The 21191-nt window shown below is 61.2% G+C and carries 22 protein-coding genes; 8 read left to right on the top strand and 14 right to left on the bottom strand.

The genetic code is table 11. The features are described 5' to 3' along the window. The first annotated feature begins 32 nt into the window (after nucleotides 1–32). Nucleotides 33–1409, top strand: a complete 1377-nt coding sequence (otsA, locus tag FHT85_RS16210; RefSeq protein WP_112336726.1) for an alpha,alpha-trehalose-phosphate synthase (UDP-forming) — start codon at nucleotides 33–35, stop codon at nucleotides 1407–1409. A gap of 10 nt (nucleotides 1410–1419) precedes the next feature. Here the strand turns inward: otsA and FHT85_RS16205 are convergent, their stop codons facing one another. Then, nucleotides 1420–2322 carry a choline sulfate utilization transcriptional regulator gene (locus tag FHT85_RS16205; protein ID WP_112409783.1) on the bottom strand — a complete coding sequence of 301 codons (903 nt, stop codon included), beginning with the start codon at nucleotides 2320–2322 and terminating at the stop codon, nucleotides 1420–1422. Between the two features lie 157 nt (nucleotides 2323–2479). Between FHT85_RS16205 and betC the strand changes: the two genes are divergently transcribed. Continuing rightward, the gene (betC, locus tag FHT85_RS16200; protein ID WP_112409782.1) at nucleotides 2480–3994 is read left to right on the top strand and encodes a choline-sulfatase; all 1515 of its coding nucleotides are present in this window, start codon (nucleotides 2480–2482) and stop codon (nucleotides 3992–3994) included. 52 nt (nucleotides 3995–4046) lie between these two features. Here the strand turns inward: betC and tsaA are convergent, their stop codons facing one another. The 3 genes from tsaA to FHT85_RS16185 form a co-directional block, all read right to left on the bottom strand. Further along, nucleotides 4047–4577, bottom strand: a complete 531-nt coding sequence (tsaA, locus tag FHT85_RS16195; protein WP_112336729.1) for a tRNA (N6-threonylcarbamoyladenosine(37)-N6)-methyltransferase TrmO — start codon at nucleotides 4575–4577, stop codon at nucleotides 4047–4049. A 23-nt stretch (nucleotides 4578–4600) separates the two neighbouring features. Then, nucleotides 4601–5626 carry an iron ABC transporter substrate-binding protein gene (locus FHT85_RS16190; RefSeq protein WP_112336730.1) on the bottom strand — a complete coding sequence of 342 codons (1026 nt, stop codon included), beginning with the start codon at nucleotides 5624–5626 and terminating at the stop codon, nucleotides 4601–4603. A 108-nt stretch (nucleotides 5627–5734) separates the two neighbouring features. Next, nucleotides 5735–7318, bottom strand: a complete 1584-nt coding sequence (locus FHT85_RS16185; RefSeq protein WP_112336731.1) for a peptide chain release factor 3 — start codon at nucleotides 7316–7318, stop codon at nucleotides 5735–5737. A 91-nt stretch (nucleotides 7319–7409) separates the two neighbouring features. Here FHT85_RS16185 and dut point away from each other — a divergent pair, with 91 nt between their 5' ends. Then, on the top strand, nucleotides 7410–7880 hold the full coding sequence (gene dut, locus FHT85_RS16180) for a dUTP diphosphatase (RefSeq protein ID WP_015338557.1): 471 nt from the start codon (nucleotides 7410–7412) through the stop codon (nucleotides 7878–7880). Nucleotides 7881–7906: 26 nt separating this feature from the next. Further along, complete coding sequence (locus FHT85_RS16175; RefSeq protein ID WP_246780009.1) at nucleotides 7907–8773, top strand: GNAT family N-acetyltransferase; 867 nt, start codon at nucleotides 7907–7909, stop codon at nucleotides 8771–8773. Here the strand turns inward: FHT85_RS16175 and FHT85_RS16170 are convergent. Beyond that, the gene (locus tag FHT85_RS16170; protein WP_112336848.1) at nucleotides 8745–9236 is read right to left on the bottom strand and encodes an Lrp/AsnC family transcriptional regulator; all 492 of its coding nucleotides are present in this window, start codon (nucleotides 9234–9236) and stop codon (nucleotides 8745–8747) included. The two genes, FHT85_RS16175 and FHT85_RS16170, sit on opposite strands and share 29 nt — an antisense overlap. A 108-nt stretch (nucleotides 9237–9344) precedes the next feature. On the opposite strand from FHT85_RS16170, the gene FHT85_RS16165 reads away from it, so the two are divergent. Together FHT85_RS16165 and FHT85_RS16160 are read left to right on the top strand one after the other, a co-directional pair. Further along, nucleotides 9345–10259: a DMT family transporter gene (locus FHT85_RS16165; protein ID WP_112336733.1), complete on the top strand. Its 915-nt coding sequence runs from the start codon at nucleotides 9345–9347 to the stop codon at nucleotides 10257–10259. After that, nucleotides 10256–10558 (top strand): NIPSNAP family protein, encoded by a 303-nt coding sequence (locus FHT85_RS16160; RefSeq protein ID WP_015338553.1) that lies wholly within the window; start codon nucleotides 10256–10258, stop codon nucleotides 10556–10558. The genes FHT85_RS16165 and FHT85_RS16160 overlap by 4 nt, the downstream gene beginning before the upstream one ends. Nucleotides 10559–10560: 2 nt before the next feature. Here the strand turns inward: FHT85_RS16160 and FHT85_RS16155 are convergent, their stop codons facing one another. From FHT85_RS16155 to FHT85_RS16145, 3 genes are read right to left on the bottom strand one after another with little or no spacing between them, the layout of a single operon-like run. After that, a complete protein-coding gene (locus FHT85_RS16155) occupies nucleotides 10561–11187 on the bottom strand; it encodes a hypothetical protein (protein WP_112336734.1) in 627 nt (208 codons plus the stop codon). Beyond that, nucleotides 11187–11819 carry a LysE family translocator gene (locus FHT85_RS16150; protein WP_112336735.1) on the bottom strand — a complete coding sequence of 211 codons (633 nt, stop codon included), beginning with the start codon at nucleotides 11817–11819 and terminating at the stop codon, nucleotides 11187–11189. The genes FHT85_RS16155 and FHT85_RS16150 overlap by 1 nt, the downstream gene beginning before the upstream one ends. 24 nt (nucleotides 11820–11843) lie before the next feature. Next, entirely contained in the window at nucleotides 11844–12401 is a 558-nt protein-coding gene (locus tag FHT85_RS16145; protein ID WP_112336736.1) for a cysteine hydrolase family protein, read from the bottom strand. Between the two features lie 374 nt (nucleotides 12402–12775). Here FHT85_RS16145 and cysK point away from each other — a divergent pair, with 374 nt between their 5' ends. Continuing rightward, on the top strand, nucleotides 12776–13744 hold the full coding sequence (cysK, locus tag FHT85_RS16140; protein WP_112336737.1) for a cysteine synthase A: 969 nt from the start codon (nucleotides 12776–12778) through the stop codon (nucleotides 13742–13744). Nucleotides 13745–13843: 99 nt separating this feature from the next. Here cysK and FHT85_RS16135 read toward each other — a convergent pair whose 3' ends face one another. The 6 genes from FHT85_RS16135 to rsmI form a co-directional block, all read right to left on the bottom strand. Beyond that, on the bottom strand, nucleotides 13844–15376 hold the full coding sequence (locus tag FHT85_RS16135) for a YifB family Mg chelatase-like AAA ATPase (RefSeq protein ID WP_112409781.1): 1533 nt from the start codon (nucleotides 15374–15376) through the stop codon (nucleotides 13844–13846). A gap of 194 nt (nucleotides 15377–15570) precedes the next feature. Then, a complete protein-coding gene (gshB, locus tag FHT85_RS16130) occupies nucleotides 15571–16518 on the bottom strand; it encodes a glutathione synthase (protein ID WP_112409780.1) in 948 nt (315 codons plus the stop codon). A 92-nt stretch (nucleotides 16519–16610) separates the two neighbouring features. Beyond that, entirely contained in the window at nucleotides 16611–17114 is a 504-nt protein-coding gene (locus FHT85_RS16125) for a cupin domain-containing protein (RefSeq protein ID WP_112336740.1), read from the bottom strand. Between the two features lie 98 nt (nucleotides 17115–17212). Beyond that, nucleotides 17213–18208, bottom strand: coding sequence for an endonuclease/exonuclease/phosphatase family protein (locus FHT85_RS16120; RefSeq protein ID WP_112409779.1), 996 nt, complete (start codon nucleotides 18206–18208; stop codon nucleotides 17213–17215). A 103-nt stretch (nucleotides 18209–18311) separates the two neighbouring features. Next, nucleotides 18312–18692: a YraN family protein gene (locus FHT85_RS16115; RefSeq protein WP_112336742.1), complete on the bottom strand. Its 381-nt coding sequence runs from the start codon at nucleotides 18690–18692 to the stop codon at nucleotides 18312–18314. Further along, nucleotides 18685–19593, bottom strand: coding sequence for a 16S rRNA (cytidine(1402)-2'-O)-methyltransferase (gene rsmI / locus FHT85_RS16110; RefSeq protein WP_112409778.1), 909 nt, complete (start codon nucleotides 19591–19593; stop codon nucleotides 18685–18687). The genes FHT85_RS16115 and rsmI overlap by 8 nt, the downstream gene beginning before the upstream one ends. A gap of 252 nt (nucleotides 19594–19845) precedes the next feature. Between rsmI and dnaN the strand changes: the two genes are divergently transcribed. Next, nucleotides 19846–20964: a DNA polymerase III subunit beta gene (gene dnaN, locus FHT85_RS16105; RefSeq protein WP_112399709.1), complete on the top strand. Its 1119-nt coding sequence runs from the start codon at nucleotides 19846–19848 to the stop codon at nucleotides 20962–20964. Nucleotides 20965–21191 lie beyond the last annotated feature (227 nt).

Here is a 21191-nt window from a genome sequence, read left to right as displayed (position 1 = left end):
ATGTCTCCCAGGCTTCTCGAAAGGAAGAATTCGTGAGTCGACTCATCATTGTTTCTAATCGTGTTTCCGTACCCGACCATAAAGGCGCCGCTGCGGCAGGTGGCCTTGCGGTGGCTCTGCAGGCGGCGCTCGCCGAGCGCGGCGGAATCTGGATGGGCTGGTCCGGCAAATCGAGCGGCGACGCGGAGCCTGAGCCGCTGCGGATGACGCAGGACGGCAACATCACCTATGCGCTCACCGATCTGACCCAGACCGATGTCGAGGAATACTACCAGGGGTTTGCCAACCGCGTGCTCTGGCCGATCTGCCACTACCGGCTCGACCTCGCCGAATATGCCCGCAAGGAAATGACGGGGTATTTCCGCGTCAACCGCTTCTTTGCCCACCGGCTCGCACCTCTGATCGAACCCGACGATATCATCTGGGTGCATGACTATCATCTCATCCCGCTTGCAGCGGAGCTGCGGCAGATGGGCCTGAAGAACCGCATAGGCTTCTTCCTGCATATTCCCTGGCCACCGGCCGATGTCGTGCTTGCCATGCCAGTGCACGAGGAGATCATGCGGGGCCTTTCCTCCTACGACCTGCTCGGTTTTCAGACGGACCATGATCTTGAGAACTTTGCAGGCTGCCTGAAGCGCGAGGGGATGGGCATCGAGAAAAGTCCGGGCCATTTTAGCGCTCACGGCCATGATTTTCGCGGCGGCGCCTATTCGATCGGCATCGAGACGGCGGGCTTTGCCGAATTCGCCCGCAAAGCAGCGTCGCACAGCATGGTGCAGAAAGTGCGCCAAAGCATCGAAGGCCGCGACCTCATTCTCGGCGTCGACCGGCTCGATTACTCCAAAGGCATCACACAGCGCATCGATGCCTTCGAACGTTTCATCACCAACAACCCCGCCCACCAGCGCAGCATCACCTATCTGCAGATCACGCCGAAATCCCGCTCGGAAGTCCCCGAATACGAGGCAATGCAGAACGCGGTTGCCGAACAGGCGGGCCGGGTCAATGGCGCGATCGGGACGGTCGACTGGGTGCCGATCCGCTATATCAATCGCTCGATCAGCCGCCCGATCCTGGCAGGCCTTTACCGGATTGCGAAGGTCGGGCTCGTGACGCCGCTACGCGACGGCATGAACCTGGTCGCCAAGGAATATGTCGCGGCGCAGGACCCTGAAAACCCGGGCGTGCTGGTGCTCTCGCGCTTTGCCGGTGCGGCGCGCAAGCTGAAGGGCGCCTTGCTGGTCAATCCCTATGATGTCGACGGTACCGCCAATGCGCTGGCGCGCGCCATCAACATGCCGCTGCAAGAGCGGCAGGAGCGCTGGCGCGGCATGATGGATTATCTGCTCGAAAACGACGTATCGCGCTGGTGCGAGACGTTTCTTGCCGATCTTACGGCGGAATAGAGCATGATGATCATCCGGCGGCGGCCTCGGTGAGCAGCCACTGCGCCAACCGCTCCGCCTCCGGATTCGCGGCGGCCGGCGGCAACAGCCAATAGCCGCGCTCCGGCGCCTGCAGCATGGGACCCGCCGTCACCAGCGTTCGGGCGGCAAGCAGGGAATCGACGAGACCCATCCAGCCGATGGCAACGCCCTGCTCGCTGAGGGCGGCCTGCACGACGAGCGAATAGGTATTGAAGCGCAGGTCGCCGCGGCCGGCATAGGCGTCCCGGGCAATGCCGAAGGCGGCAAGATAGCTCTGCCAGTCGAACCACGGCGACGGCATTTCTGAATCGAGATGAACAAGCGTGGTGCCGGCAAGCTGCGAGGGATCGGTGAATGGACCGTGCCGCTCTGCAAAACCTCTGGTACAGATCGGCACGACCTTCTCCGGCAGAAGTAGCGTTGCGCCCGAACCGAACTCGTTGCGTGTTCCGAAGAAGACGGCGATATCGCCACTTTCCGGCGCGCCGCGATCCAGCCGCTGCGTGGCGACGATCTGGATATCGACTTCCGGATAGAGGAGCCGGAACGCATGCATGCGGGGAATGAGCCAGAGAGCGGAAAAGGCATAGTCGGTGCGCAAACGAACGGACGGGCGCTCCGCCTCGACGCGGAAGCTGCGCACCAGATTATCGACGCCGGCAACCGCCTTTTCGACGATTTCGAAGAGGCGCTGCCCCTCGGGCGAGAGTACGACACCGCGATGCTGGCGGTGAAACAGGGACACGCCCATCTGCTCTTCGATACGGCGGATCTGATAGCTGACGGCTGGTTGCGTCAGGCCAAGCGCTGCAGCGGCAGCGGAGAGGCTGCCGGAGCGGCCCACTTCCAGGAATATCCGCAGCCAACCGAGATCGACGAGACGTTCAGCCATAAAATTTCCTTTTGGCATCCATCGAAAAATGTCTGCTTCACAGCGGGAACTCTAGTGATGTTCAATAAAATAATCGAATAACAAACCGTGAGCTATCGTCATGGCACTTCCGCAATGCGTTAGCAGCCGGCCTCTGATCTCCAAGGAAAACACGCGAATGTCCCACCCGAATATCCTCATCCTCATGGTCGATCAGTTCAACGGCACGTTCTTCCCGGACGGCCCGGCCGATTTCCTGCATGCACCGGTCCTGAAGGCTCTGGCGAAGCGCTCCGTGCGCTTTGCCAACAGCTATACGGCAAGCCCGCTCTGCGCACCGGCCCGTGCCTCCTTCATGTCGGGGCAGCTGCCGAGCCGCACACGCGTCTACGACAATGCCGCCGAATTCTGCTCGGATATCCCGACTTTCGCCCATCACCTACGCGCCGCCGGCTACCAGACGGCGCTCTCGGGCAAGATGCATTTCGTCGGCCCGGATCAGATGCATGGCTTCGAGGAGCGGCTGACGACCGACATCTACCCTGCCGATTTCGGCTGGACGCCTGATTATACGAAGCCGGGCGAGCGCATCGACTGGTGGTATCACAATCTCGGTTCGGTCACCGGCGCGGGCACTGCCGAGATCACCAATCAGATGGAATATGACGACGAGGTTGCCTATCACGCGACCCGCAAGCTTTACGATCTCTCGCGAGGGCATGACGAACGACCGTGGTGCCTGACCGTCAGCTTCACCCATCCGCACGACCCCTATGTCGCGCGCCGGCGCTTCTGGGACCTCTATGAGAATTGCCCCGCACTCGATCCCGAAGTCGGCGAAATCCCCTTCGAACGGCAGGACCCGCATTCGCAGCGGCTGATGAAGGCGTGCGACCACACCGCCTTCGACATCACGCCGGACCAGATCCGCCGGGCACGCCGCGGCTATTTCGCCAATATCTCCTATGTCGACGAAAAGATCGGCGAGATATTGGACACGCTCGAGCGCGGCCGTATGGCCGACAACACCATTATCCTCTTCGTCTCGGATCATGGCGACATGCTCGGCGAGCGTGGCCTCTGGTTCAAGATGAACTTCTTCGAAGGTTCCGCCCGCGTGCCGCTGATGATCGCAGCTCCCGACTGGCAGCCGAAGCTTATCGATCAGCCGGTCTCGACTCTCGACGTGACGCCGACGCTGGCAGCCCTCGCGGGGATCGACATCGCATCGCTGCGCCGCTGGACCGACGGCGAAGATCTGACGCCGCTCGTACTCGGAACCGGAGGCCGCAGCCCCGTGCCGATGGAATATGCGGCGGAAGGTTCCGAGGCACCGCTCGTAGGCTTACGCGACGGCAATTACAAGCTGACCCTTTGCGAAAAGGACCCGCCGATGCTCTTCGACCTCAGGGAGGATCCGAAGGAGCTAACCAATCTGGCAGGCAACCCGGCCTATGCGGAAACGCTGGAGAGACTGACGGCGCAGGCCATGGAGCGCTGGGATCTTTCAAGCTTCGACGCTGCCGTGCGCGAGAGCCAGGCGCGGCGATGGGTGGTCTACACGGCCCTTCGCAACGGCGCCTATTACCCCTGGGACTATCAGCCCTTGCAGAAGGCTTCGGAGCGCTACATGCGCAATCATATGGACCTCAACGTGCTGGAGGAAAATCAGCGCTATCCGCGAGGCGAGTAGGATTTCGATGATGGACTGATCGCAATAGCTTGGAGCGGTTTCACGAAGCACTCTAAACATCGCGCTTCTGGCAGTAATGCGCCGTCTCGCCGTCGCCGGTCTGGAAGTCTCCGGGCTGCGGCGGCGCGATCGGTTTGAACAGCGTGCGATCCGGCTTCAGATCGAGCAAGGGCGTGCCGTCAAGGCAATCGAGGCCGCGCACCAGCAATACGGCCCCCTCGACGGCTTCCAATTTGACGATAGAGGTGCCGATGGGATTGGGCCGCACCGGCGAGCGCAGCGAAAAGGTGCCGTGTACCTTGCCGCTGTTAGCCGGGCTCTGCAGCACGAGATCCCTGCGCGAACGATCCAGCCAATAGAGAACTTCCAGGCGCTCGAAGGCTTCCACGCCCTGTAGCGCCGCCACCCAGGGCTCGAAGATTTCGATCCGGCAGATCGGGCCATCATGCCGGCCCTGGCGCGGCGTTTCCATGCGCGATGTCCAGGGCGTGGAAATGCGGCCTATGAAGATGAGCCCCGCATCCAAGGCTACCGGCGGCTCGACGGCCACCTCGTTTTCGCGAATTTCGTTTTCGCGGACCATGAATGCCTTCCTTACCAGAGCGGTTATTTCATGCCCTTCAACAACGCCGCCAGCTGATTGTCAGTCAGATCGACCTGATAAAACAGCTTGTAGAATTGCCTCACATCGTCGGAAAAATCGCTGCGGAAGAGCTTCGGATAAATGAGCTTCTCCATCCAGCGCACGCCGAGCAGCCTGTTGATGCCAGGCGGGGAATCGAACCAGCCGAAAGGCAGGGACGGTGGCACGAAGATCTTGCCGTCCTTGACGGCCTTGATGCCGGCCCATTGCGGATCGCTTTTCACCGAGGCTGCAAAGTCAGGGTTCTCGGCGATGATGATATCCGGATTCCATCCGGCGACCTGCGGCGGCGTCACCTTGGTCAGGCCACCCTTGCCGGCAGCGGCAGCGACATTCATCGTGCCGACGGCATCGAGGATTTCGAGATTGATCGAGCCGGAGAGCCCGGTTTCCAAGCCATCGGCGCCACGGCCATAATAGACGCGTGGGCGCGGGTCGTTCGGCAATGTCGCGAGCTTTTCGTTCAGGTCCTTGATCGCCGTATCGGCATAATCGGCCAGCTTGTTGGCGCGGTCCTCGACGCCGATCAGAGCGCCGACATCGCGCAGCGTATCGGCGGTGCGGGCGAAGCTGCCGTCGATAAGGACATAGGGAATATGCGCGTCGGACTGCACCTTGTCGGCCAGTGCCTTGTAGGTGGGATCGACCGTACCGGCATCGAGGATGATATCAGGCTTGGCGTCGGTGACCGCCTGCGAACTGATCGCGCCATCCTTGCCCGTCAGGCGCCCGATTGTCGGCAATGATCGCACCGACGGCATCAAGTAGGCCTTGGCGGCATCATCGGGCGCATGCACCCAGCCCACCAGCTTCTCCGGCGCCAGCACATATACCAGGACGGCGGCTGGCGGCCCGGCCACCAGAATGCGGTTGATCTTATCAGGCACAGACACCGTGCGTCCGGCCGCATCGGTGATGATTCGCGCCTCGGCTGCGACCGGCATCAGGCCGACGAAGGCCAGAGCAAGAACCGCAAAAAGTCTCATCATAAAATGCCTGTTCCGATCAAGGAAATCACCCGCGGCACTATGGCATAGCGCTATATCGGATGGAACATCGCGGCGGCACTATTCCAAAATGAAACGCATCCGAACCGATCACGCCGCCTTGACGGCGTGATATTCCTTGATCGCGACCATCTTGATAGCCGGATAACGTTCCGCCTCGTAGCGCAGCGAGAAGCCGTCCTGGGCAAGGAAGACCGGATCGCCATCGAGATCGCGGGCGATATCGCCGCGGCGCTGGGTGACGAATTTTTCGAGGTCGGCCGGCTGATCGGCCGAGATCCAGCGGCAGACGGAGAAGCGCGACATTTCGAAGGAAACCGGCAGGCCGTATTCGGCCATCAACCGCTCCTTCAAGACGTCGAGCTGTAGGGCGCCGACGACGCCGACGATGGCGGGAGAGCCATCTTCCGGCGAGAAGAGCTGCACGACGCCTTCTTCGGCCATCTGCTGCAGCGCCTCCTTGAGCTTCTTCGCCTTCATCGCGTCTTCAAGACGAACACGGCGCAGGATTTCCGGCGAGAAGTTGGGTACACCCTGGAAGACCAGCGATTCGCCTTCGGTCAGCGTATCGCCGATGCGCAGCGTTCCATGGTTCGGAATGCCGACGACGTCGCCTGCATAGGCGGTGTCGGCGAGCTGGCGCTGCGAGGCGAAGAAGAATTGCGGCGCGGTGAGGCCAAGTTGCTTGCCGGTGCGCGAAAGCCGCGCCTTCATGCCGCGCTCCAGCTTGCCGGAGCAGATACGCGCAAAGGCGATGCGGTCACGATGGTTCGGGTCCATGTTGGCCTGGATCTTGAAGACGAAGGCCGTCATCTTGTCGTCGGTGGCGTGAACCGTTCTGATATCGGCAACCTGGTCACGTGGCGGCGGCGCGAAGTCGCCGAGCGCGTTGATAAGATCGCGGACACCGAAATTGCGCAGCGCCGAGCCGAAGAAGACCGGCGTCATATGACCTTCCAGGAAGGAGTCCCGATCAAACGGACGGCAGGCCTCGATCGCCAGTTCCGTCTCGTCGATGAAAGCCTGGCGCTCGTTTTCCGGCAACCGGTCGGCGACTGCCTGCGGGCCGTTCACCTTGGTCGCCTCGACCTCGGTATCGGAACCGCGAACGGTATTGTCAGCCAGATGGTAGGAGCCGCAGAAAGTCTTGGAGCGGCCGATCGGCCAGGTGACCGGAGCCGTATCCAGCGCCAGCTTCTCTTCGACTTCATCGAGAATTTCGAAGGGATCGCGGCTTTCGCGGTCCATCTTGTTGATGAAGGTGATGATCGGGATGTCGCGCATGCGGCAGACTTCGAACAGCTTCAGCGTCCGCGGTTCGATACCCTTAGCGGCGTCGATGACCATGACTGCCGCATCGACGGCCGTCAGCGTGCGATAGGTGTCGTCGGCGAAGTCTTCGTGACCCGGCGTATCGAGAATGTTGAAGACGTTGCCTTCATATTCGAAGGTCATGACCGAAGTCACGACCGAGATGCCGCGTTCGCGCTCGATCTTCATCCAGTCGGAGCGCGTCTGCATGCGATCCTTCTTGGCCTTGACTTCGCCGGCAAGCTGAATGGCGCCGCCGAAGAGCAGCAGCTTTTCGGTGAGCGTCGTCTTGCCCGCGTCCGGGTGAGCGATAATAGCGAATGTGCGGCGGCGGGAGACCGCCTCGGCGAGACTTTCGGCCATGTGTGTGAATCCTGTGAATTGGCGCCGTATCTAGCGACTCAAAGGCCTAAATGCAATTGACCTCCGGCCTTCTCGCGCAAACTAATGCCGCATGACCATTCACACTGATATCAGCCCGACCCTGAAGCTCATCCGCCTGCCGCATGGCGAAGGCCTGGAGCTGCCCGCCTATGAGACCAAGGGTGCAGCCGGCATGGACCTGCGCGCAGCCGTCGAAGAAGGCGCGACGCTGACGATCGCGCCCGGCAAGCGGGCGCTCGTTCCCACAGGCTTCATCTTCGAAGTTCCGGATGGCTTCGAGGCGCAGATCCGCCCGCGCTCCGGCCTCGCCTTCAAGAACGGCATCACCTGCCTGAACTCCCCCGGCACAGTCGACAGCGACTATCGTGGCGAAGTGAAGGTGATTTTGGCCAACCTCGGGGATGAGCCATTCGAAATCACGCGCGGCATGCGCATCGCCCAGATGGTGATCGCGCCGGTGACGCAAGTGCGCGTCGCCGAAATTTCCGAGATCAGCGAAACCGCACGCGGCGCTGGTGGCTTCGGCTCGACCGGCGTGTGATGTCCGAACTAGGACGAGACCACGGATTGACGCTCCGGCAAGATTATTTCGACGATCCCTCCGCCTGGAATGCGCTTGTCGATCTGCTGCAGGATACATTCTCGATCGATGTCAGCATCCTGGACCAATTTGACGGTCCGGACCGGACAAGCATGCCGTTCGGCTATTTCGATGCCGATGGCCGCTGCGTCGCCAATTTCACCGCCTTCTCCATGCCGATGATCATCAATGGCAGGGTCGTCAAGGCGGCGGGTTATCAATCCGGCGCGGTCGGGCCGGAATGGCGCAAGCGCGGCCTCTATCGCGACCTCATGCAGCGCGCCTTTGCCCACACCGTGACTGAGGGCTACGAACTCGATCTGCTGCTCACCGACAAGCCGGCTCTCTATGAGCGGTATGGCTTTCGCATCCTGCCGCAGCATATCTTCGTGGCGCAGACGCCGACGCTTCAGAAATCTGATTTGTCAGCCCGGCAGCTCTTCCTGGACGCGCCAGACGATCTGCGCCTCATCAAGACGCTCCTGCAAGACCGTCAGCCGGCCTCCGCCCAATTTGCCGTTGTCAGGCAGATGGAGATGTTTCTGCTGAATGCTTCCTTCAACTCCGCGATCCGCCTGACGGCGCTTGGGGATGACACGGTCGTTGCATGGACGTTCGACGGCGCGACTTTCTGGCTTCTCGACATTGTGGGAACTGCCATTCCCTCGCTGGCGACCATCGTCTCAGCGCTCGATATCGAACCCGAGCGCATCGAGATCTGCTTTTCTCCGGACCGCCTGGATTGCGAGGTATCGCTTGAGCCTTACGACGGCTACACCATGCTGATGGTGCGCGGCAAAGCGGCGGCCGATATTGTCGGGCCGCTCATGCTTTCGCCGATGGCGGAATTCTAGTGCCGGTAAGCGGCGGCAGGCGGCGCTTGACCGGCGTCGCCTTGATCATCGACGTGTTCGTCTCGGCCCGCTCGGTGATCTTATCCAATATGCCATCGAGTTCACCCATCGAGCGCACCACCAGCCGACCGATAAAGCAATCGTCGCCGGTGACCTTGTCGCACTCTATAAATTCCGGCGTCTGCTGAATGATCCGCTCGACGACATGCAACTGGCCGGGCAGAGGCCGGATGCGGACGATCGCCTGCAGGGGATAGCCGATCGCCTCCGGCGCGATATCCACGGTGAAGGCCGAGATGATGCCGCGTTCCTCCAGCCGGCGCAGACGTTCCGCCGCGCTCGGCGACGACAGGCTGGCCGCTTCCGCCAGTTCCTTCAGCGATATGCGGGCATTGCGCGCCAGCGCCTCCAGCATCCGCTGATCGATCTCATCGAGACCAAGGCTCGCATTAGGAACACTCATCATTCAACCTCATTTATTTAGGTCTCTTGGCTAATTTACCTTACTAAATCTATATCGCCAGCGCAGATACCGCAATATGATTGGGGCAGATAGACGGGAGCCAAGGCAATGAACGAGATTAAACGCGGCACGGTGGAAATGACGGCGGCGATGCTGATTTCAGGCACGATCGGCTGGTTCGTATTGATGTCCGGGCAGGCCGTGACCGGTGTCGTCTTCTGGCGCTGTTTCTTCGGCGCGCTGACGCTGCTCGTTATCTGCGGCGCCATGGGCCTGCTGCGCCCAGGCATCCTCAATCTCAGGACATTTTCCATCGCCGTAGGTGGCGGGATCGCCATCGTCCTCAACTGGCTGCTGCTTTTCGCCGCCTATTCCCACGCCTCCATTTCCATCGCCACAACCGTCTATAATACGCAGCCTTTCATGCTGCTGGGTCTCGGCGCATTGTTCCTCGGCGAGCGGATCACCTTCACCAAGCTCTTCTGGTTAGGCCTCGCCTTCGCCGGCATGGTCGTGATCGTCGAAGGCAAGCCGGCCGAAGCCGCCGGTTCGGGAAGCTATGCGATCGGCATCCTGCTTTCGCTGGGCGCAGCCTTCTTTTATGCGCTGGCAGCGATCGCTGCCAAATGGCTGAAGGGCACGCCGCCGCATCTGATTGCGCTGATCCAGGTGTCCACCGGCATTCTGATGCTGGCACCCTTTACCAATTTTTCCGCCGCACCCCAGGATATCGGGGGATGGTCGATCCTCGTCACCATAGGCGTAGTCCATACCGGGTTGATGTATGTGCTGCTCTATGGCGCCATCCAGAAGCTGCCGACGCACCTGACCGGGGCACTCTCTTTCGTCTATCCAATCGCCGCCATCATCGTCGATCGCTTCGCCTTCGGCCATGTGCTTGGCCCGGCACAGATCCTCGGCGCAGTCATCATTCTCGCGGCTGCTGCCGGCATGAATCTCGGCTGGACGCTCCCCCTGCCCTGGAATAGAAACGGTGGTCTTTCGAAGGGGGCCGCCGAATGATCACTTGCTACCTGCATTATGTCATAGATCCCTATAAGCTTGCGCAGTTCGAGCATTACGCCAAGCTCTGGATCCCGCTGGTCAACCGGCTGGGCGGTACGCATCACGGCTATTTCATGCCGCACGAGGGAGCCAATAACATCGCCTTGGCACTTTTCAGCTTCCCGAGCCTTGCCGCCTATGAGGAATATCGGCTGAAAATACCTGAAGATGCGGAATGCCAGGCCGCCCTTGCCTATGGCGAGGAAACACGCTGCATCATCAGCTACGAGCGTAGCTTCATGCGGCCGGTGTTCTAAAATTATTTAGCCAGATTCGGACAAACATCGGAGCGACCGTCGAGACCTTCGGCCATTTTCTCGAAGGTCACGCCTGATCCGGCCTTGCCCCCGCCGATGCGCAGCACATAGAGGCTGTCGAAATCCTTGCCGTGCCATTTCGGCACGGCTTTTTCATCGCCGCCATTCTCGCTCATCAGCTGACGGGCGAGATCGACGATCTGCTTGTGCTCCCAGGCGACGAAGATCAGCTTGCCGGCATAAGCAGGCTTCTTCAGCTCGCCTTTCAGATCATCGATATCCTCATAGCCGAAGCTGGTATCGACGGGCATTCCAAGGGCGATCGCCGTCGGCTCTATGGTCGCGAGCGGCCGGATATAATCGTAGGAAGTGCCGGAATCGTCCTTTCGCTTCGATGGATCAGGCGCAAAGATCGCCGCCGGCTTGCCGAAGAGCTTTGTCAGCACCGGCGGTAAAGCCAGCGCCCGGTTGAGACCCTGGCAGCTCAATTGGCCAAGACCCGCCTCGGGCTTTTCGCCATGACGCATGAAGACGATCGTCTGCGTTCCCGTCTCCGCCGCCAAAGCAGCGCTCCAGAACGATGCGAGCACCAGAAGGCTGGCGGCGAGCGGCAGCGAGACGCTCCGCATCAACGCTGTGCCTCGAAAGCCATGCGCACGGCGAGCCCGGCGAGCACCGTGCCCATCAGCCAGCGCTGCACTAGGGCAAAGGATGGGCGCTGAGTGAGAAACATCGCGATCCAGCCGGCACTCAGCGCGAAAATGGCATTGAATGTTACGCTGATGATGATCTGCGCGAAGCCGAGAACAATGGATTGCGTGAAAACGCTGCCGGCGGCGGGATCGATGAACTGCGGCAGCAGCGACAGATAGAGGATCGCGACCTTCGGGTTCAGCAGGCTCGTCACCAGCCCCATCGTGAAAAGCCGGCGGGTGCTGTCCTTTGGCAACTCGCGCACCTGAAAGGCCGAGCGGCCGCCGGGCTTCAGCGCATTCCAGGCGAGCCATCCAAGATAGGCCGCACCCGCCAGCCGCAGCGCATCGTAGGCGAAAGGAACGGCAAAGACGAAGGCGGTAATGCCGAGCGCAGCCGAGAACATGTAGAAGAGGAAGCCGCAGGCGACACCGCCAAGGGAGATCAACCCTGCCGCTGGTCCCTGCGAGATCGAGCGCGACACCAGATAGATCATGTTCGGCCCGGGCGTCAGCACCATGCCAAGAGCAATCAGGGCAAAGGTGATCATGCTGGTCAGATGCGGCATGGAGGCTCCGGCGGAGAAAGGGCTTCAGAAGGAGATTTCGGTCGATGCGACCAGCTTGATTTCATGCGGCCCGGCATCGAAACCGTCAAGCAGCATATTGTGATGGGTGACAATGTCTTCGAAACTCAGTTTGCCCATATCCGCCGTGGTGTGTCCGTCGGCGATCAGTGAGGCGTCGAAGCCCAGCGAAACGGCGCGCCGCACAGTCGTATCCACGCAGAACTGCGTCATGCAGCCGCCAACGATGAGGTGAGTGACACCACGGCCCTTGAGCCGTGCCTCCAGATCCGTCTCGAAGAAGGAATCGCAGCTCGTCTTGTGCACGACGACATCGCCGGCTTCCGGTGCGATCTCCCGGCGCAGCTGCCAGCCTTCGCTGCGCTTGGCCAAACGATGGGTCGGGCCGCCGTCATGCTGAACGATGAAGGTGGGAATACCGGCGGCACGGGCGCTGTGTTTCAACGCTGCGAGCTTCGCAACGACCGCCTCCAGCGCGGCATCGATAGCCGGCTGGCGATCCGGCGTGCCGAGGCCCGTCAGGATGGAGTTCTGAAGATCGATCAGGAGCAATGCGGAAGACATGATATCCTTGGGCAAAGCGGTTGCGATGGGCCGTTAACACCTTGGTAATATGTTCGCTGCATCGGCGCAATCGCTTGAAAACGCAAAGGTAGTGCAATAGAGCCGATACCATCTGAGGAGGAAGGCTTCATGACGCTAGCGCCCTACCTGCCTATTGTGGCGCGCCCTTTGTCGCTGCAGCCATTCCGGCCGGGGCCTCGCCGCCACCGCTGCCTTCATCGCCACGCGCGCCGTCTGAAAAAAACATCCTCAAGGAAGGCCATTGGGAGATTCTTTTCTCACCTGCTTCACGCAGGGAACGGGTGCGCACTCTGGTTTCCGCACGCGTTTGATCCTATTGTCGTTCCATAAATCCAATGTAGGGAGAGCTACCTATGTCCGACACCCGCAAACCCGGCCGCGGCCGCGTCTACGCCTCGATCACCGAGACCATCGGCGATACGCCAATCGTGCGCCTCGACAAGCTGGCGAAGGAGAAGGGCGTCAAGGCCAACATCTTGGCAAAGCTCGAATTCTTCAATCCGATCGCTTCCGTGAAAGATCGCATCGGCGTCGCCATGATCGAAAGCCTGGAAGCCCAGGGCAAGATCGCTCCCGGCCGGTCCGTGCTGATCGAGCCGACTTCGGGCAATACGGGTATTGCGCTCGCCTTTGCCGCCGCCGCCAAGGGTTATCGCCTTATCCTCACCATGCCGGAAACCATGTCGATCGAGCGCCGCAAGATGCTGGCGTTGCTCGGCGCCGAGCTGGTGCTTACCGAGGGACCGAAGGGCATGAAGGGCGCGATCGCTAAGGCCGAAGAGCTGGCCGCGTCGCTGCCGGATGCGATCATTCCGCAGCAGTTCGAAAATCCCGCCAACCCGGAAATCCATCGCAAGACGACGGCCGAGGAAATCTGGAACGACACCGAAGGCAAGGTCGATATCTTCGTTTCCGGTATCGGCACCGGCGGCACGATCACCGGCGTCGGCCAGGTGCTGAAAGCCCGCAAGCCCGACATCAAGGTCATCGCCGTCGAGCCGGCGGATTCGCCCGTTCTGTCCGGCGGCAATCCCGGCCCGCATAAGATCCAAGGCATCGGCGCCGGCTTCGCACCAAAGGTGCTCGATACGCATGTCTATGATGAGGTGGTGACCGTCAGCAATGACGAGGCGTTCCAGCAGGCGCGGCTCGTCGCCAAGCTCGAAGGCGTGCCGGTCGGCATCTCCTCCGGCGCGGCGCTCACAGCGGCCATCAAGATCGGCCAGCGTCCCGAAAACGAAGGCAAGACCATCGTCGTCATCATCCCGTCCTTCGCCGAGCGCTATCTCTCGACGGCCCTGTTCGAGGGACTTGGCGGCTAAAGGCGCCAACCGTCATTCGGACTTGGAAAGGGGTGCTTCGGCACCCTTTTTCATTCAGGCGGACGGGCGACGATCGAGCGCCGCCTCAGCTCAGGACTTTCAGGCGTGCGCTGCCAGTCGCTCGCCGGCGATGCGATAGGAGATGGCTTCCGCGAGATGGATGCGGCCGACGGTGGGTTTATCATCGAGATCGGCGAGCGTTCGAGCGACCTTGAGGATGCGATGATAGCCGCGGGCGGAGAATTTCATCTTCTCGGCAGCATCGCGCAGCAATTGCAGGCCGGCGGCATCCGGCTCGGCGATGGTTTCGATCATCGCAGTCGAGCAGCGGGCGTTGGTGGTGACGTCCTTCATGCCGGCTCGTTCGAAGCGTTCCCGCTGCCGTTCGCGGGCGCGTGCGACGCGGAGTGCGACATCGGCGCTGCTTTCCGCTGATGTCGGCCGGATGAGGTCGGCGGCGGAGACTGCCGGTACGTCTATGCGGATATCGATGCGATCGAGCAATGGACCGGAAATACGGCCCTGATAATCTGAAGCGCAGCGCGGCCCACGGGCGCAGGTGTGGCCCGGTTCGCCGGCCATGCCGCAGCGGCAGGGGTTCATTGCCGCCACAAGCTGAATGCCGGCCGGATAGGAAACTCGATGGTTTGCTCTCGCAATGACGCATTCGCCGGTTTCGAGAGGCTGGCGCAACGCATCGAGCGCCTGCGGCGAAAACTCCGGTAGTTCGTCGAGGAACAGAATGCCGTGATGGGCCAGCGACACCTCGCCGGGCCTCGCACGCAGACCGCCGCCGACGAGCGCCGCCATGGTCGCCGAATGATGCGGCGCGCGATAGGGCCGCCGATCGGAGAGCTTGCCGCCGGAAAGCTGGCCGGCGATCGAATGGATCATCGACACCTCCAACAGCTCGTTCGTCGACAGGGGCGGCAGGATCGACGGCAGGCGCGAAGCGAGCATCGACTTGCCGGAGCCGGGAGGCCCGACGAATAACAAGTTATGCCCGCCGGCGGCGGCCACCTCCAAGGCGCGCTTGGCGCTTTCCTGCCCCTTGATATCGGCAAGATCGGGCAGATTGGCAGCGCTGGCGCGAATGGAGGGCTCCGGTCGCGAGAGGACCTGCGTGCCGCGAAAATGATTGGCGAGCGCGATCAGGCTGCGTGGCGCCAGAATATCGATCTCCCTGCCGGCCCAGGCGGCTTCCGATCCGCTCTCGGCCGGGCAGATCAGCCCCTTGCCCATGGCATTGGCGGCGATCGCTGCGGGAAGCGCGCCGGCAACGGGCGCGATCGTGCCGTCGAGATTGAGTTCGCCAATGACAGTGTAGGAGGACAGGGCATCGGCAGGGATCGCGCCGAGCGCCGCCATCAGACCGAGCGCGATCGCAAGGTCGAAGTGACTGCCCTCCTTGGGCAGATCCGCCGGGGCGAGATTGACGGTGACTTTCTTCGGCGGCAGAGCGAGGCCGGAGGCGTGCAGCGCCGCCTGGACCCGCTCTCGGCTCTCGGCCACAGCTTTGTCCGGCAGACCGACGATGTGCATCAGCACCTTGCCGGGCGCAATCATCACCTGCACTTCGACGGGTACGCCCTCAATGCCCTGAAACGCAACCGTACTGACTCGCGCTACCATGCCCTATTCCCCTGTCGCCGAACCCGTTTGCCGTTACGTGCCCCGACCAGCAAACTTCGGGTTGCAATCTGGCATAAGACGAGGAATGAAACAAGAACAATAAACGAACAAAAACTTTACCCAGGCATGTCGAAATCATCGACATGCCTGGGTGGATATGATTGTTCAGCTGAAAGCGTGGCGGAAACTGCCGATCAGGCCCGCTTGGCTTCGATCGCATCCCAGAGCAGGCTGGCGATATCGGCGCCGCCGAAGCGCTTGACTTCGCGGATGCCGGTTGGCGACGTCACGTTGATCTCGGTCATATAGTCGCCGATGACATCGATGCCGACGAGCAGGAAGCCGCGCTCCTTCAGGGCCGGTCCGATGCGGGCGCAGATTTCCTTTTCGCGCGCCGTCAGCTCGGTCGCTTCGGCGCGGCCGCCGACATGCATGTTGGAGCGGGCATCATGCTCGGCTGGCACGCGGTTGATCGCGCCGGCTGGTTCGCCATCGACAAGAATGATGCGCTTGTCGCCCTTGCGAACATCGGGCAGATATTGCTGGGCGATGAACGGCTCGCGGAAGAGCTGGCCGAACATTTCGAGAAGAGACGAGAGATTGCGGTCGTCGCGGGTCGAATGAAAGACGCCGGCGCCGCCATTGCCATAGAGCGGCTTCAGGATGATATCGCCCATCTCATCGCGGAAGCGGCGGATTTCAGCCGGATCGCGGGTGATCAGCGTCTTCGGCATGAGATCGGCGAATTCGGTGACGAAGATCTTTTCCGGCGAGTTGCGCACCCAGGCAGGGTCGTTGACGACAAGCGTCTTCGGATGGATGCGCTCGAGCAGATGCGTCGAAGTGATATAGGCCATATCGAAGGGCGGGTCCTGGCGCAGCAGCACCACGTCCATCGTCGAGAGATCGACGCGCTCCGGCTCGCCGAGCTCGAAGTGATCGCCCTTGACGTCGCGCAGGATCATTGGCTCGACGGAGGCATAGATCTTGCCGTCGCGCATGCTCAGCCGCTCCGGCGTATAGTGGAAAAGCTTGTAGCCGCGGTTCTGCGCCTCGAGGCTCATGGCGAAGGTCGAGTCGCCCGCAATGTTAATGCTTCGGACATGGTCCATCTGGACCGCAACATTCTTGATACCAGCCATAGTCAGCCCTCGCTCGGATTTGCGGACAGATGTAGGTCGGCCCGCATCCAAACGCAACGGCTATTCAAGGGCTTCCGCCAAGGTGGCCCTGCTTAGGCAGCAAGGCCCTGTGTGTTGCCCTGGCGGACGAGGTTGCGCAGGCGATAGGCCATGGTCAAAGGCTTCGGGAATGGCTTGCGCAAGAAAGCGACTTTGCGCAGGTAACGGTCGATGCGCCATGTCGCCCAGGTGCCCCCGGCAAAATAGGCGACATCGCCGGCATGCAGCGTACGCTCGACGCCGTCTTCCGTCGTAATGTGTACCTCACCCTCAAGGATCATGACGGTTTCGTCCCAGCCGAAATACCAGCGGAACTCACCCGCCGTGCAATCCCACAGCGCGGTCATGGCGGCATCATCCTGCCCGCGCGAATGCTCGGCGATGCGGGCAACGGGATTGCCCGACAAGACCCAGGATGGCTCGATCGGCGACGGCTTCATTTCCATCTCGCCACTGGCGCCTGCCACGAAGCTCTTCGACTGCGGCATCGCGAGGACGACTGGCGCGGCACGGGTGGCAAAGGCCGCCATGCTCGCCAACATTAATTTCAAGACCATGCAATCCCCCAAAATTCCATGAGCGTCTGCGATCTCATCGCATGGAACGGGTAACGGCAAAGTTCATGAAACCAAGTGCATTTTAACGATTGCAGCGATCAGGCGGAAAAACCTTCGATTGTGCAAACGACCATGTCATGGTCGGAGAGCGGCTTGCCCTCGCCGTTGAGAGAGGACACAAGATGACTCTCGCCGATCTTCAAGCCGCGGGTGATGAACCAGTCGAGCTTCATGGCGCGATCGGGGAAACGTGTGATCAGGCTCGGGCGCGTGCTTGTCTGATCGAGCGGCCCGCCATGGCACTCGAAGCCTCGGCTTTCGGCCATGGCGAATAGCGTATCCGTCGAATAATCGCCGCCGGTGTGGTTGCCGGTGTTGAGATCGCCGCCGATCAGGATCGGCAGACCGGGCGCGAAAGCCTCGACCTCATCGATCAGCGCCGCCAACTGCCGCTCGCGATAGGCAGCAGTGGCAACACTTTCGAGATGAACGGAAACGGCGACCATGGGGCCGGCCTCCGTCGTGACGATGGCGCCGACGGCGCAGCGATCGCCGATGCGCGGCTGCTCGTTGCTATCGTTGAACCAGACGGCCTCACCGGGTGGACGGATCATGAAAGGATTCTTCAGAGCGACGGAGGCCATCAGGGCGTTGCCGTGAAAGCCCTTCTCATTAAAATCGTCGCGGCAGTAGGAGCGCTCGATTTCCGAGCCAAGACTGAGTTCAAGAAACTCGACACCATAGGCATGATTCATGCCGAGTTCGCTGGCGATGATCGCGGTCGGGTCGCGCTGTTCGGTGCGGGCCATGCCCAGATCCATTTCCGACAGCAGGATCAGCGGCGCACCGGTTTCCCGCAGCTTGGCCGCACTTTCCTCCGGGAACAGGCAGCGCTCGAGATTCCAGGCAGCGACAGCAAAAGGGAAGGCCAAAGCCTCGACCTTACCGGCCGCCCCACCGACGCGCACCGTATTCAGGCAGGCGAGCGACGCAAGCTTTTCGGCGTGAACGGCCGGGGTCTTTTCAAGCGAAAGGAAGCTCTTTCGCTCTTCCTGCGATGGTACGGTGAAGGCGGAGACGGTGTTGCGGATCATGATAGGGCCTGTCGAACTGAAATAAGGAGCGCGCGCAGAGAAATCGCAGGTGCTGGTCGCCCCGGCAATAGGCTGATTTTGTGACGGTCTTGTAACGCCGCGCTCAAAACGCATCGGGAAAATGCTGCGGCCAGCGACCGGGGAGCATGGCGACGATGTCGTAGCGTTGCGAGAGACGGGCGAAATCCGGTTGCCGTGCGAGCCAGAGATCGCTCGCAGCACGAATGCGGTTTTGCGAAGAGAAGGAAACGGCGTCGATCGCCTCCTGCGCGCCACGCCGCGACTTGACCTCGACGAAGACGGCGAGATCGCCCTTACGGGCGACGATATCGATTTCACCGAGCTTGGTGCGGTGGCGGATCGCCAGGATGCGATAGCCCTTGAGCATTAGGAAGGCGGCGGCGAGATATTCGGCAACATGGCCGCGACGCCAGGCCTTTTGCCGCTTCAGCTTCTCGCCGGACCCGGGCTTCGTATCAGCCATGGCGCTCCTTCATGTCGAGCAGGCGCTGGTAAAGCTCCTTACGCGGGAGGCCGGTGAGGCGCGCAGCTTCGGTCGCTGCCTTGGCGGTCGGCATCGTCCCTGAGAGATCGGCCAGAATGGCATCGACATCTGCTTCGGCCGTCACGCTTTCCGCCGGCGGGCCCACGAGCCAGACGATCTCGCCTTTCACATTCTCAACGGCATCATAGAATGCGGCGAGTTCGGATAGCGTACCGCGGCGGAATTCCTCGAAGGTCTTCGTCAGTTCGCGGCAAACGGCGCCGGCACGCTCGCCGCCCAGCACATCGGCAGCGGCGGCAAGAGTCGCAGCGATGCGATGCGGCGATTCAAAGAAGATGAGGGTTGCGGGGATGCCTGCCAGCTCGGCCAGCCGATCGCGCCGCCCCTTGTCCTTGGTGGGCAGGAAACCGGCAAAGAAGAAGGCGTCGTTGGGCAGGCCGGAGCCGACGAGGGCAGCAAGCGGTGCGGAGGCGCCGGGAATGGGAACGACCTTATATCCCGCTTCGATCGCCTGCACTGCGAGACGGTAACCGGGATCGGAGACGAGCGGGGTGCCGGCATCCGATACCAGCGCGACCGATCGGCCAGCTTCCAGAGCTTGCAGCAGCCGGGGGCCTGCCTCATCGGCATTGTATTCGTGATAGGCATAGGGCTTGTTCTGGATGCCATAGCGGTCGAGCAGGACGCGGGTGACACGCGTATCCTCGCAGGCCAGCACATCGGCGCCGGCCAGCGTTTCCAGCGCCCTCAGAGTAATGTCGCCGAGATTGCCGATCGGCGTCGCGACGAGATAGAGCGCCGGTTCGAGAGGACGGGCCGGGATCTGATTGTTATGCAGGCGGAAACTGCGTGTCCCGCCGCCTGATTGCTCTTCGTTCATGCCGGTCCTGAATTCACTTGGGATAAGCAGCCTTTATGGGCGAGGCGCGCACGGACGGCAAGAGCGGTGCAATTCCTGTGGAGCATTGCCGACGAAATGGCGAATTGGCGCCCGACAAATCGCCTATGCCTCTTGCATTCGGATGGAGAAGTCTGCCAAGTTGCCTGTCCAATCTTTCGGGCCTTGTCCGAAAACATGTCGCTCGGGCGCCTCGGGCCGCCCGGCAAGTCACGGTCGAAAGCGGTAGCATCCATGCGTATTACAATAGAGCGGTCGAACCTCCTGAAGTCGCTGAACCACGTGCATCGCGTGGTCGAGCGTCGCAACACGATCCCGATCCTGTCCAACGTGCTGCTCAAAGCCGACGGCACGAACCTCGACATGAAGGCGACCGACCTCGATCTCGAAATCACCGAGGCAACGCCCGCCAATGTCGAACAGGCCGGCGCCACCACGGTTCCCGCGCATTTGCTTTACGACATCGTGCGCAAGCTTCCCGATGGTTCGGAAGTGCTTCTCGCCACCAATCCCGACGGCAGCTCGATGACGGTCGCTTCCGGCCGCTCGAAATTCTCGCTGCAGTGCCTGCCGGAATCCGATTTCCCCGATCTCACCGCCGGTAGCTTCAGCCATTCCTTCAAGCTGAAGGCGTCCGATCTGAAGATGCTGATCGACCGCACGCAGTTTGCGATCTCCACCGAGGAGACGCGTTACTACCTCAATGGCATCTTCTTCCACACCATCGAAAGCGGCGGCGACCTGAAGCTCCGGGCTGTCGCCACCGACGGCCATCGTCTGGCGCGCGCCGATGTCAGTGCGCCTTCCGGCTCCGAAGGCATGCCTGGGATCATCATCCCGCGCAAGACTGTGGGAGAACTGCAGAAGCTCGTGGACACGCCGGACGCGATGGTCACCGTCGAAGTCTCCGACGCCAAAATCCGCCTGACGATCGGCTCGATCGTCATGACCTCGAAGCTGATCGACGGTACTTTCCCGGACTATCAGCGCGTTATTCCAGCCAACAACGACAAGGAAATGCGGGTCGATTGCGAGACTTTCGCCCAGGCCGTCGACCGTGTATCGACGATCTCTTCGGAGCGTGGCCGCGCCGTGAAGCTGGCACTGTCTGACGGCCAGCTGCTGCTGACCGTCAACAACCCGGATTCGGGAAGCGCGACGGAAGAAGTTGCCGTCGGCTATGAGATGGACCCGATGGAAATCGGCTTCAACGCCAAGTACCTGCTCGACATTACCGCACAGCTTTCCGGCGATGCAGCCATATTCCTGCTGGCCGATGCCGGCTCGCCGACGCTCATTCGCGACACGGCCGGCGACGACGCGCTTTATGTGCTGATGCCGATGCGCGTGTAGAGCACGATGCCGAAAAGTGTGAGCGGTTTTCGGACGATATCATGCTCCACTTCTTTGATTTTAGAGCCGGATGTCTCATCCGGCTCTAGGGAAACCAAAGCGCCCTTTCTGCGTTTATCCAATGCAAGGGCGCTTTTATTTGGTCTTTTGTCGATTGCGACATTTTCTCTTGTTATTGCGTCATTCGGTTGCAAGATCTAGAGAAGCAATATGTAAGTCGCGACGGT

The organism is Rhizobium sp. BK312 (assembly GCF_014193605.1).
Classification (GTDB): Bacteria; Pseudomonadota; Alphaproteobacteria; order Rhizobiales; family Rhizobiaceae; genus Rhizobium.
The sequence above is the reverse complement of the archived record's forward strand: the minus strand, read 5'-3'. Positions and strand labels throughout refer to the sequence as shown.

Bases quoted from the DNA above. Each gene is read 5' to 3' on its own strand.
- FHT85_RS16205 (WP_112409783.1), bottom strand. From the start codon at position 2,322: ATGGCTGAACGTCTCGTCGATCTCGGTTGGCTGCGGATATTCCTGGAA.
- betC (WP_112409782.1), top strand. From the start codon at position 2,480: ATGTCCCACCCGAATATCCTCATCCTCATGGTCGATCAGTTCAACGGC.
- tsaA (WP_112336729.1), bottom strand. From the start codon at position 4,577: ATGGTCCGCGAAAACGAAATTCGCGAAAACGAGGTGGCCGTCGAGCCG.
- FHT85_RS16190 (WP_112336730.1), bottom strand. From the start codon at position 5,626: ATGATGAGACTTTTTGCGGTTCTTGCTCTGGCCTTCGTCGGCCTGATG.
- FHT85_RS16185 (WP_112336731.1), bottom strand. From the start codon at position 7,318: ATGGCCGAAAGTCTCGCCGAGGCGGTCTCCCGCCGCCGCACATTCGCT.
- dut (WP_015338557.1), top strand. From the start codon at position 7,410: ATGACCATTCACACTGATATCAGCCCGACCCTGAAGCTCATCCGCCTG.
- FHT85_RS16170 (WP_112336848.1), bottom strand. From the start codon at position 9,236: ATGAGTGTTCCTAATGCGAGCCTTGGTCTCGATGAGATCGATCAGCGG.
- FHT85_RS16165 (WP_112336733.1), top strand. From the start codon at position 9,345: ATGAACGAGATTAAACGCGGCACGGTGGAAATGACGGCGGCGATGCTG.
- FHT85_RS16160 (WP_015338553.1), top strand. From the start codon at position 10,256: ATGATCACTTGCTACCTGCATTATGTCATAGATCCCTATAAGCTTGCG.
- FHT85_RS16155 (WP_112336734.1), bottom strand. From the start codon at position 11,187: ATGCGGAGCGTCTCGCTGCCGCTCGCCGCCAGCCTTCTGGTGCTCGCA.
- FHT85_RS16150 (WP_112336735.1), bottom strand. From the start codon at position 11,819: ATGCCGCATCTGACCAGCATGATCACCTTTGCCCTGATTGCTCTTGGC.
- FHT85_RS16145 (WP_112336736.1), bottom strand. From the start codon at position 12,401: ATGTCTTCCGCATTGCTCCTGATCGATCTTCAGAACTCCATCCTGACG.
- cysK (WP_112336737.1), top strand. From the start codon at position 12,776: ATGTCCGACACCCGCAAACCCGGCCGCGGCCGCGTCTACGCCTCGATC.
- FHT85_RS16135 (WP_112409781.1), bottom strand. From the start codon at position 15,376: ATGGTAGCGCGAGTCAGTACGGTTGCGTTTCAGGGCATTGAGGGCGTA.
- gshB (WP_112409780.1), bottom strand. From the start codon at position 16,518: ATGGCTGGTATCAAGAATGTTGCGGTCCAGATGGACCATGTCCGAAGC.
- FHT85_RS16125 (WP_112336740.1), bottom strand. From the start codon at position 17,114: ATGGTCTTGAAATTAATGTTGGCGAGCATGGCGGCCTTTGCCACCCGT.
- FHT85_RS16120 (WP_112409779.1), bottom strand. From the start codon at position 18,208: ATGATCCGCAACACCGTCTCCGCCTTCACCGTACCATCGCAGGAAGAG.
- FHT85_RS16115 (WP_112336742.1), bottom strand. From the start codon at position 18,692: ATGGCTGATACGAAGCCCGGGTCCGGCGAGAAGCTGAAGCGGCAAAAG.
- rsmI (WP_112409778.1), bottom strand. From the start codon at position 19,593: ATGAACGAAGAGCAATCAGGCGGCGGGACACGCAGTTTCCGCCTGCAT.
- dnaN (WP_112399709.1), top strand. From the start codon at position 19,846: ATGCGTATTACAATAGAGCGGTCGAACCTCCTGAAGTCGCTGAACCAC.